This window comes from Thalassotalea sp. G20_0 (assembly GCF_017744175.1).
Lineage (GTDB): Bacteria > Pseudomonadota > Gammaproteobacteria > Pseudomonadales > Endozoicomonadaceae > Endozoicomonas.
The window spans coordinates 23,980-29,979 of record NZ_JAGHQV010000055.1 but is presented as its reverse complement, the minus strand read 5'-3'; the positions used below and the strand labels follow the sequence as shown (position 1 = coordinate 29,979).

6 protein-coding genes are annotated in these 6,000 nt (G+C 45.0%); 4 read left to right on the top strand and 2 right to left on the bottom strand.

Annotated elements, in window-relative coordinates; all coding sequences use genetic code 11:
* Positions 1–256 precede the first annotated feature (256 nt).
* On the bottom strand, positions 257–1,117 hold the full coding sequence (locus J7438_RS21910; protein WP_209278233.1) for a hypothetical protein: 861 nt from the start codon (positions 1,115–1,117) through the stop codon (positions 257–259).
* 53 nt (positions 1,118–1,170) lie between these two features.
* Positions 1,171–2,013, bottom strand: coding sequence for a hypothetical protein (locus J7438_RS21905; RefSeq protein WP_209278232.1), 843 nt, complete (start codon positions 2,011–2,013; stop codon positions 1,171–1,173).
* 259 nt (positions 2,014–2,272) lie between these two features.
* Here J7438_RS21905 and J7438_RS21900 point away from each other — a divergent pair, with 259 nt between their 5' ends.
* The 4 genes from J7438_RS21900 (at position 2,273) to J7438_RS21885 (ending at position 5,969) form a co-directional block, all read left to right on the top strand.
* Positions 2,273–3,229, top strand: coding sequence for a GNAT family acetyltransferase (locus tag J7438_RS21900; RefSeq protein ID WP_209278231.1), 957 nt, complete (start codon positions 2,273–2,275; stop codon positions 3,227–3,229).
* A gap of 135 nt (positions 3,230–3,364) precedes the next feature.
* On the top strand, positions 3,365–4,138 hold the full coding sequence (locus J7438_RS21895; protein ID WP_209278230.1) for a protein-tyrosine phosphatase family protein: 774 nt from the start codon (positions 3,365–3,367) through the stop codon (positions 4,136–4,138).
* 201 nt (positions 4,139–4,339) lie between these two features.
* Positions 4,340–5,236, top strand: a complete 897-nt coding sequence (gene ylqF / locus J7438_RS21890) for a ribosome biogenesis GTPase YlqF (protein ID WP_209200578.1) — start codon at positions 4,340–4,342, stop codon at positions 5,234–5,236.
* Between the two features lie 88 nt (positions 5,237–5,324).
* Positions 5,325–5,969, top strand: coding sequence for a thioredoxin domain-containing protein (locus J7438_RS21885; protein ID WP_209200577.1), 645 nt, complete (start codon positions 5,325–5,327; stop codon positions 5,967–5,969).
* The last annotated feature ends 31 nt before the right edge of the window (positions 5,970–6,000 follow it).

Genomic DNA, 6,000 nt, shown 5'->3' with positions numbered 1-6,000 from the left:
ATAATCCACCCAACGACACTGGTTTTATAAGAGATTATTTTAGTCGATAAATTGCGCGGGCTCTGTTTTTATTACACCTCTGAGACTGTTGCGGCTGTAGGGCTTAGTGATTCATCGGGAATTGCTGACCTGACACAACTATGATTCGGACGGTAGCCAGCAGTTTAAATTAAACTGTATTCTCCGCCTGCCCATACCAGCCTTACAAAAATCCAGAAGGCTGAACCTGCAACACCCCTTGGTTTTGGCGTTAAACTCAAGCTAAATTTTCTTCACCAAGCGCTACTGAAAGATGTCTTACATCATCTTCAGATGGATTAGTAAGGCAAACAAGCAACAATCTTTGTACGGATCGTTCTTTAAGCTTCTCTTCATTCAATACATACATTTTTTCAACTTTATGAAGTGAGTTAATACTATCAAAGATGAAGCCATCTCCTTGTTCTTTGTATTCAAATGTTTTTATTGTAGCTTTTTCAGGAATACCAGAAGAACCTCTAGGAAGAGTACCAGAAACATTTGAATCTTTTGCAAAACTCAATGCTCCACCACAAAAACCATTATCGTTTTGATTATATGGAGATAACAGTGTTGTCATGGATAAAGTACATAGATCTCTATGCCATGGCATATTACATATCAATGTTTGTTCACTGGTGAATGGATACCTGAGCAAAGAGCACCAAGCCTCCACAGTACAATTCCTCCAGTGGAGTTTGCGCCCCATTGTTTGCAAAGCCTCTTTACACATTTTGTTTATTGAATCTGTATTCGGCTTAAAATTTTTATCAAAGGCCTCTGTATCTGAAAGCTTACCAGATGCGTCAAATGTTACTGTTGATGGAAATAGATATTTATTATATTTTTCTGGATCAATGATTCTGATATCCTGCAATTTATTCCCGTTGTTTTGAAAATCGATTGTAGTCAATCTATCAATTTCCTGAAACGCTTTTACCATGGTTGTTTTTGAAACAGTATTTGTTACCTTAACAATCACTCTTCCAGAATTTTTCCCCGCCTTTATTGATTCCTTCTTACCAGATAAGGATGAACCTTCAAAAGAATCAGTGAAAGCCACTGTAGACTCAGCACTTAATGATGCGGTTGAATACATATTAAAAATGCCTACCTGTTTTATAACTCATATCTGAATTTTGGACTAGGTGCTCAGACTAAATTTTCTTTACCAAGTGCTTCTGAAAGAGTGATTACATCACCTATAGATGGCCAGGCAAAACAAAGAAGCAGCAGTCTTTCTACGATTTCTTCTCCATCCTTAATTTCATGCAATAGATGCATGTTTTCAACTTTATGCAATGATTTCAAACCATCAAAGATGAAGCCATCTCCCGGCTTTTCGTACTCAAGTGTTTTTATGGTACCCGCTACAGGAACTCCGGGAGAAAATAATGAATCTTGTGCAAAACTCAATTCTCCACCAGTAAAACCATTACCGTGTTGATAATATGGAGATAAAAGCGTTGTCATGGATAAATTACATCCATCTTTATGCCATGCCATATTGCATATCTGTGTTTGTTCAGGGGTAAATGGATACCTGAGCACATTACAACGAACCTCAATAGATATATTCTTCCAGTTAAGTTTTTGCCCCATTGTTTGCAAGGCCTCTTTACACATTGCCTTTATTGAGTCTGTATGTGGTGCAAATTTTTTTTCAAACTCTTCTGTATCTGAAAGTTTACCATCCGCATCAAATGTAACTTTGGTTGGACGCTGTGCATCCTTGGAATATTCTGAAGCAACAAGGTCAACCTCTCGTATTCTATTGCCTTTACTTTTAAAATCATAAGCAGGTAATTTATCAATTTCCCGATTAGCTTTTTCCAAGGTTAATTGTGAAATAGCATTTGGTGCTTTAACAATTATTCTTCCAAACTTGCTTACTTTTTCGAACGATACGTTTTCTTCATCAGATAAGGATAGATCTTCGATAGAACCAGATGAAGCCACAGTAGAATGAGTACTTAATGTTGTAGTCGAATACATATTAAAAACTCCTTACTTTTTTTATAAATCATATTTAGAAAACTCATGATAGTCTAAATTTTAAAAAAACCCTTATCACCCTGTAAATAGTCAACCAAATGATCCACTATGAAAGGCAATGAATATGCCCGGAAAAACAAATACTGCGCGATAGCTACGGAGCTTCAGCATTTTAAGCTTCAGCATTTAAAACCTGCATCTTGAAACTGTCCGATTATATAGCCTAAAGTCATTGCTATTGAATTATAGGGAATAAAACATGGATACCGTTATCCGGCACGCCGAGCCTGCTGACTTATACGCTATTGGTGAGTTTTTTCGCGACCCGGGAGTAACCCGTCAGACCAGCCAGATCCCATACCGACCCCAAGCGTATTGGCACAATCTGTTCAATATGGACGACAAGAACCATATACATCTGGTAGCCGAGTCCTCAGGACAAATCCTTGGCCTTCTCGGGCTAAAAATACAGGACAACCCACGGCGCAAACACTGCGCAAGTTTTGCTATTACCGTGCATCCGGATGCCCGGGGACAAGGCATCGGCAAACAGCTCATGTCGGCCATGGTAGAACTCGCCGACAACTGGTTGAACCTGGTGCGGATCGAATTAGACGTTTATACCGACAACTCCCGGGCTATTAGCCTCTACCAGGGCTTTGGTTTTGAGATAGAAGGTGAAAGCAAATATGATGCCTTCCGCGATGGACAGCTGGTCAACAGCTACCGGATGTCCAGAATCCGATTACCCGTAACAACCCCGAAACCAGAGAACGCCCGGCGGCATAAAGCTCAGCCCGGAATGACAGTTCGCGCCTTCAAACCTGAAGATGCAGAAGCGGTTATCAGGCTATGGCAACAGTGTGGTCTGACCACTTCACAGAATATTCCACAAAGTGATATCGATAGAAAAGTAGCTATCAATGACGACCTTTTCCTGGTAGGGCTGATCAAAAATGAAATCGTCGCATCGGTTATGGGGGGTTACGAGGGCCATAGAGGTTGGGTGAACTATCTGGCCGTCGCTCCCCAATGGCAGCAATACGGACTGGGCAGAACCCTGATGGAAAAGTTGGAAACTCGTCTGGCAAAGCTGGGATGCCCAAAGATCAACCTGCAGGTACGCAGCACCAACCAACAGGTTTTGGCCTTCTATCAATCCCTGGGTTACCAGACAGACCAGGTCATCAGCCTGGGAAAACGTCTAATCCAGTGATTGAAAGTCCATCACCCTCAATACGGCCTGCAATGGCAGGCCTGCCATTTACAGGAAGTTATACCAAAAAATCTTTGCAACTCTCAGAGCAGAAAACAGTCTGATGTATGACTCCACATAATTATGAAGTACATCATGACTATTATCAGACGGCTTATCTCAATACTGGTTCTGCTCTCCTTTGCCACGGTGGGCAACACCGCCTCACAACGCCCTGTATCCAACGATTTATCGTCGGCTGCTGACGGACCCAAGTCGAAAGAAGTGGCATTCTCCCCCCGGAAACTAAGGCTGGTTGACTATAATCCCGTGTCCGGAAACTACCTTTTCCGGGGCAACATGCCCGTTATCAAAGGCCGGTTTGCCTATCAAGCGCTTATTGACACCATGAACCGGAGAAGTATGGAAAAGCTCCAGACCCCCCTTCCCGAAGACATCTATATTTATAATATTTCGTTGATCAGCAAGCTCGGTGAACGTCATTTACTGAAACAAGAACAGATGTTTGCTCAAATCAACCCGGATCTGTTGCAGCTGATCCACCATCCGGTTTATGGTGCCGCTTCCAATCCTGATTATTACCCGAAGTCAGCCCTCCACATCATGCTCAAACTCCCCTTTATTGGTGATGTATACAAACTTGTAGATAAGCTCAGCAAATTACTTAATCAGGAGTACAGCAGGCCTGCCGCCATTTTTGTTCACTGTCAGGCTGGCAGTGACCGGACAGGCATGGTCATTGGCACTTATCAGATGCAGTTTCTGGGCAAAAGCTACCTTGAGGTGATTGAGGAAGCAGAGGAAATTGCAGGAAGACCGCTCAGGTCACTGCAAAAAAGAGCGCTGAAATGGATCGCCTATTATTTGCGGGACAGTAAAGGGATTCAGAGTGTTGGTGCCATTTACTAACTCATAACAGTTACCAGGCTCGGCTGACACAACGTTCTATTTCACGCCCCTTCTGCCCTGCAAGCGCTCTTGCCATCACTTGGCGCATAGCCACCATAACAGGTCAGCCGCTACCATTTAATCTTTTCAAATTGGTGGTTTGTGGCGTACCCGATACATAGTAAAATAATCCGTTTTCATTCAGGCAAGATAGATCCAACAATGGCAATAAACTGGTATCCCGGCCATATGCACAAGGCCAAAAAAGAGATCCGAGAAGTGATACCAAAGATGGATCTTATTATCGAGGTGCTGGACGCGCGGCTTCCCTTCAGCAGCGAGAACCCGATGGTTGCCTCCCTGCGTAAAGACACCCCCTGCATCAAGATTCTCAACAAGAGTGATCTGGCTGATCCGGCGGTCACCCAACAATGGGTAGACCATATCAACCGCACTTCCGGCATGAAGGCCATTGCCGTCAATCTGAAGCAGCCGGACAAAATTCGCAGCATTCTGGCTATGGCACCCGCCATGGTTCCTGAGCGGAATCTGGAGGTCAGCCAGCTGAAGGCCATCATCCTTGGTATCCCCAATGTGGGCAAATCCACCACCATCAATATTCTGGCCAGTCGCACAGTTGCCAAAACCGGCAATGAGCCGGCGGTCACCAGGCAGCAGCAGAGAATCAAACTGCCCAATAATATTGTCTTGCTGGACACCCCCGGCTTCCTCTGGCCCAAGCTTGAGCCGGAGGATTGCGGCTACCGTCTGGCCATCAGCGGCGCCATCAAAAACACGGTTATTGAGTTTGAAGACGTTGCCATGTACCTGGCCGAGTTTATGATGCAGCATTATCCGGACGCGCTCTTGCAGCGTTACCAGCTTAAGGACATCCCGCAAACCGGCATTGAGCTGTTTGACAGGATCGGTCAGCGGCGTGGCTGTATGCGCAGGGGCGGCATTGCCGATACCCATAAGGTTGCCGAAATTCTGATCAATGAGTTTCGGGATGGCCAGCTCGGTCGCATTACCCTGGAAACACCGGAAATGATTACAACCCAGCTGCAGGCCATGGAAGCAGCAAAAGTGGCAAGGGAAGCAGACAAGGCTGAAAAATAACCAGCATATTTATCAGACACTGAGGTTTGGACAATGATAACCTCTCGATATTCACACCATTAAACAGGACTACAGGAAAATAATACCGATGAGAAAGTTGTTATTGGTACTTATGTTTGCATTTCCGATGATGGCTTTTGCCAAAGCGACGGACAGCGCTGAAAATGCCAGCCGGTTTCAGGAAGGGACCCATTATAAAGTTGTTAAAGGGCTTGCCCCTTCTACCAGACCAACCGTGACCGAGCTGTTTTCTATTTACTGCGGAGGCTGCTATCAGTGGGAGAAAGGACCACTGATTACCCTGAAGAGCTGGCTGAGTCAGCAGGGCATTGAGTTCAAACAGGCGCATATGAACTTTATGGGTGCCTATGCCAAACAGGCCACCCTGGCAATAGCCATGACCCAGGGTACACCGCACCATAGCGCCATCAAACAGGCTCTTTTCAGTCGCCTTCATGTAGAGCGCAAGGGCGACTGGCGAAACGATGCGGACTTCTTCCAGACGCTGGAAAAGGCTGGACTGAAACAGTCTGACTTTGAGGCGAACCAGAATAACCTGATGGTGATGAAGACGGTACTGGACTGGAACCAGTATGGCGAACACGTTCATGCCGTTCCCGGCTTTATGGTGAATAACCGTTACCTGATCAATATGGGCAGCCTGAAGTCTCACGACGAGCTGAACGCGCTGATCACCTACCTGACCAAACTTCCAGCGAAAGAGACACAATAACACAGTGCTGATGGCTTTTCGGTGACCCAAC